Annotated in this window: 5 protein-coding genes; 4 read left to right on the top strand and 1 reads right to left on the bottom strand. The window is 69.0% G+C overall.

Going from position 1 to position 3,594, the window contains the following annotated elements:
* The first annotated feature begins 420 nt into the window (after nucleotides 1–420).
* The 4 genes from ACFV4G_RS40870 to ACFV4G_RS40885 all read left to right on the top strand — a co-directional run bounded on the left by ACFV4G_RS40870 (nucleotide 421) and on the right by ACFV4G_RS40885 (nucleotide 2,202).
* Nucleotides 421–885, top strand: a complete 465-nt coding sequence (locus ACFV4G_RS40870; protein ID WP_380448247.1) for a hypothetical protein — start codon at nucleotides 421–423, stop codon at nucleotides 883–885.
* A gap of 342 nt (nucleotides 886–1,227) precedes the next feature.
* The gene (locus tag ACFV4G_RS40875; protein ID WP_380448249.1) at nucleotides 1,228–1,440 is read left to right on the top strand and encodes a hypothetical protein; all 213 of its coding nucleotides are present in this window, start codon (nucleotides 1,228–1,230) and stop codon (nucleotides 1,438–1,440) included.
* An 84-nt stretch (nucleotides 1,441–1,524) separates the two neighbouring features.
* On the top strand, nucleotides 1,525–1,854 hold the full coding sequence (locus tag ACFV4G_RS40880) for an esterase (protein ID WP_380448251.1): 330 nt from the start codon (nucleotides 1,525–1,527) through the stop codon (nucleotides 1,852–1,854).
* A gap of 111 nt (nucleotides 1,855–1,965) precedes the next feature.
* Nucleotides 1,966–2,202, top strand: a complete 237-nt coding sequence (locus ACFV4G_RS40885) for a MarR family transcriptional regulator (protein WP_380448253.1) — start codon at nucleotides 1,966–1,968, stop codon at nucleotides 2,200–2,202.
* Between the two features lie 212 nt (nucleotides 2,203–2,414).
* Here ACFV4G_RS40885 and ACFV4G_RS40890 read toward each other — a convergent pair.
* A partial coding sequence (locus tag ACFV4G_RS40890) for a hypothetical protein (protein ID WP_380448255.1) occupies nucleotides 2,415–3,594 on the bottom strand: 1,180 nt, incomplete at its 5' end.

A 3,594-nucleotide genomic window follows, 5' to 3' on the forward strand; every position in this document is an offset into this window, starting at 1 on the left:
CCCCACCACAACCTGTATAAAATCTGGTTTCTTCTCGGGCGGGGGGGGGGGGGGGGGGGGCGCCCCCCCCCCCCCCCCCGGGCCAGTTCCGCCACGGTCAGCTCCACCCGCTGCCCGTCCGCCAATCGGTCCTCGATCACGGCTCCCTGCCGCACGCCGGCGGTCTTCGTACGCACCGCCCACTGGCCGTCGGCGACCATCGCGATGTCGCCCATCGTCCACGGCCGCCCCGCTGCCCGGACCTTGCGCTCCAGCGCACCCAAATCTCTGCTCGGCACCACGTCTTCATCCCCCGTCCGATTTTGCACGGCTCCTTGCCGCAACCTTGCTACAGCACAAGAAGACGCCGATCCATTCCCCGCGGTTCGCCCACGGCAGACTGCCGCGCCCCGGAAACGACTACGAACCTCGGCACCCTGCATGCCAAAGTTCTGGTGTCGGAAACAACCGCAGGTCAGCGAAGGGATCGACATCACAAGCACCCACGACATCGACCTTCACCCGGTCCTCGTCACCGCCATCACAGAGCACCACGCCGCCCGCGACATCCTCACGAACCCCAGCCTGCACATCGTCCGCGCCAACCAGGTCCGCGACGGCGACTTGATCGTCTCCGGCTTCCAGCCCGCCACCCCCGGCCGCCTGCACGCCACCGACTACTTCGCCTCCGGCCCCTACCCAGCCAGCCCCGGGCCCTACGACCCGAAGTGCGGCTGCGGCGTCTGCGGCCTTCCCGAAGTCCAGGGCCCGCACGGCACCGTCGTCCTCACCCGGGACTACCCCTGGGAGACCTGCGACCCGTGGCCCGCCGACGAGCTCCTCCTCGTCCTGCCCCGCGAAAGCCGACCGCATAGCACCCTGCCCGCCCACACCCGTACCGGCTGAACCGCGCACAACCCGAGAAGACCTCTATGGCGGCTCACCGCTTGCTGCTGGCCCACCTTCACGACGACTGCAGCCCCTGTCCGCCCGAGCACCAGCACTCCTCCTCTAGCGAGCCGCTCGCCCCCAACTGCCCCGGCCGTACCCGCGTGCAGGCCGCCTGCACCTGCGGCTGGGACATCGCGGACGGCGCCGAGAACGTCGTCGCCCAGTCCGGCAAGACCCACCTCACGACGCACCGGACCAAGAGCGGTGCGGCCGTGCCGCGCAACCTGCTACGCCTCGACCTCTGTGACCGCCCGCATCCTCGGCCGCCCCACGCCCACCACCTCCCGGAGACCGGACATGCCCCAGTATCTGACCGTCGCCCACTTGATCGCCCAGCTCCAGAACCTGGACCCGAGCCTGCGGGTCCGCATCGCCGTGAACCCGGACTTCCCCTTCTCTCACCTGCTCGCCTCGAACGTCGTCGTCCACGACGGCCTCGCCTACCTGGCAGAGGACGGCCAGGAGGGCTACCTACCGCACCCCGTCCGCGACGAACTCGCCTGGTCCTGAACCGCCCCGACCGGAGGAACCCGCATCCCGAACACCCACCGCGTCAGCCACCCGCAGCCGCTCGACAGGTTCGCCCTACACCCCATGCCGCCATGGGCCAGCGGAGCGCTCGTCCGCCGCATCCCCACCGCCCCCGAGCGCTCGATCGAGGTCCTCTGGATCCCGACCACCGTGCTCAGACTCCCCTTCGGCCGCATCCTGCTGCGGTGGGAGCCCGCCCCCGGCTCCGGCTGGGACGTCACCGCCCGCCTCGGCCTCGCCACCGCCGACGTCCACCTCGCCACCTGGCCTGCCGCCCCCGACGACTGGCCCCGCCTGGTGCGCCCCACCCTCCAGGAGGTCACCGGCCTGTGCTCCGCCCTCGCCGTAGCCACCGCAGCCCTCGAACTCGCCAACCGGCTCGCCGACTCCTGACCACCACCGCACAAGGCCGCCCCGCGCCGTCCAGCCGGGGCGGCCTCGCCGTACGCCCACCCGCCCGGCGCCGCGTACGCCCGTCACCTAAGCACGGAAGAAGGACAGCACATGGCCGACGACCAGCAGCGCTGGGGCTACGCCGAGGTCGACGCGTACCTGGGCATCAGCGTCGGCGCTGCCTGGAGCCGCACGAGCCGAGGCACTCTGCCCGCCCCGGACGACGAGAGCATCCCGGACCGCCCACGCTGGAGGCCCGCGACCGTCCGGAACTTGAAACCTCTGGGCCAGGGTTACTGGAGCGACCTGCTCGCTAACAGGCCGGCCCCCAGCGAGGCAACCGTCTGAACGGCTTCACCGGCACCGTGGACAGCCTCAAGCTGTTTGGTCAGCCGCCGCCCGATCATCCGTCCCGAGGCGGTGGCCGAACGGCGAGGACCGTCACCGACACCAGTGACGGTTCGTTCTGCTTCCCGGGTACCTCAGTGGAGAGCAACTGTCCTACCCGTCGTCGTCAGTAGCGGTCACCGTTCGAGGGTGTCGTCTCCGCAGGCGCTAGGTCAGGAGGCACGTCGATGCCCTGGACTCGGAAGTAGCGCGTCGGGCGCGGGGGGCCGATCTTCGATGCTCTCCTCGGTGTCCCACCACTCAGCGACGATCCGTAGCGCGGTGGCGTCGGAGGTTCGGGCACGCTCGTAGGACCACAGCTCGCACCGCTCTTTGGTCTTACCGAGAGGGTGGTGCGAGCGCAGCGCACAGGCGATGACGCCTGAGTTCGCCGGGTATCCGGCCAGTTCGTCGGGCGCTGGCGCCCCGGTGGGCCCATACGGATTTTCCGCCAGGATGCCCACGACCCAGTCTTCGTTGTCCCATCGCTGGTCGGCGGGCTCCACGATGTACCCCAGTACCTTGAGGGGGACGCTGCCGGCGACGCGCTGTCGCGTGACGGCTCGCTCGACCAAGGGCCGGAAGTATCCACGGCTGGGCACATCGAACCGCCGGTAGAGCTGCTGTAGCGAACCAGGGTCCAGGGGCATCCCGACCAACTGGAACGACACGTTGCAGCGCGACACGCGGCGGGTGCGCTCCGCGGAGACATTGCCGGACATCGTGAAGAACCCGCCGTCGCAGGCTTCGAAGTAGACGAACTCCTCGCTGTGGTGCGGGTCTTCGAGTTCGTCCGTCCGTTCCTTCCAGTCCGTAAGCGCGTCTGTGAAGGAGCGGGCTCCGGTGCCGTGCCAGTTGCGGCGGTGCTGCTGGATGCTCCAGTGGCCTTTCCGCCCGATCCACCCGAGCTCGTCGAGCGACTGCAAGAGACGGAGCAGCTCTCTTTGGTCCCAGGCACCGACCGGCATGTCCAGGGAAACGCCGCTCCCGGCGGCCGGAACCCAGTCGACATCAGGCAGGTCGAGACAGAACACGGTGGAGTCGAAACTCCCCTCTCCGTGGAACCATGGCACGTTCTCACCAGTGGTGGTGACCAATCTGTAGGGGCTCTCCGGCAGTGGCCGCAGCTTCTTGCGCGAGCGCCTGGCAGCCTGCTCGGCTTGGGATTCCTTCTCGCCGTAGTGAACGCTGCCGTGGACCACCAGTTGATCGTGCTTGAGCCGGAGCATCCGCTCCAGCTCGTGCGGCTCCCTCAATGCCAGGGCTTCGGCGTAGTTATAGGACGTCCGGTTCATGACGATCTGCCGGGTTGAGGTGTCCCTCGGAGCGAGCCAGGCACAGCTTCCAAGATCA

This window comes from Kitasatospora sp. NPDC059747, from assembly GCF_042732955.1.
Taxonomy (GTDB): domain Bacteria; phylum Actinomycetota; class Actinomycetes; order Streptomycetales; family Streptomycetaceae; genus Kitasatospora.

Excerpts from the sequence above, each read along its gene's own strand:
- ACFV4G_RS40870 (WP_380448247.1), top strand. The coding sequence starts at position 421 with ATGCCAAAGTTCTGGTGTCGGAAACAACCGCAGGTCAGCGAAGGGATC.
- ACFV4G_RS40885 (WP_380448253.1), top strand. The coding sequence starts at position 1,966 with ATGGCCGACGACCAGCAGCGCTGGGGCTACGCCGAGGTCGACGCGTAC.
- ACFV4G_RS40875 (WP_380448249.1), top strand. The coding sequence starts at position 1,228 with ATGCCCCAGTATCTGACCGTCGCCCACTTGATCGCCCAGCTCCAGAAC.
- ACFV4G_RS40880 (WP_380448251.1), top strand. The coding sequence starts at position 1,525 with ATGCCGCCATGGGCCAGCGGAGCGCTCGTCCGCCGCATCCCCACCGCC.